Source organism: Rhizobium sp. SVR5-9E (assembly GCF_056755095.1).
In genome coordinates this window covers 1-252 of sequence record NZ_JBNDHS010000560.1, presented here as the reverse complement: position 1 = coordinate 252, position 252 = coordinate 1, and the positions used below count along the sequence as shown (strand labels likewise).

Sequence of the window (252 nt, the reverse complement as noted above, 5' to 3'; positions counted from 1 at the left end):
GCCGTCAACGCGCCGATGGTCGACGGCATCGAGGCGGCACTCGCGGCGATCAGCCTGACGACGGCGTGCGCGAGCAACAGTTACCGCGCGTATGTCGAGACGGCGCTCGCGCGCACCGGCCTCGCCCGCTTCTTCGGCGACCGGCTGTTCTGCGCGGACGCCGTCGCGCGGCCGAAGCCCGCCCCCGACGTGTATCTCGCGGCCGCGCGCGCGCTCGGCGCGGTGCCCGCGCAATGCCTCGTCGTCGAGGAC

1 protein-coding gene is annotated in these 252 nt (G+C 74.6%); it reads left to right on the top strand.

Going from position 1 to position 252, the window contains the following annotated elements; translation table 11 throughout:
* Positions 1 to 252, top strand: a 252-nt coding sequence (locus ACPYOJ_RS36060; protein WP_481420487.1) for an HAD family hydrolase, incomplete at both ends; no start/stop codon positions are given.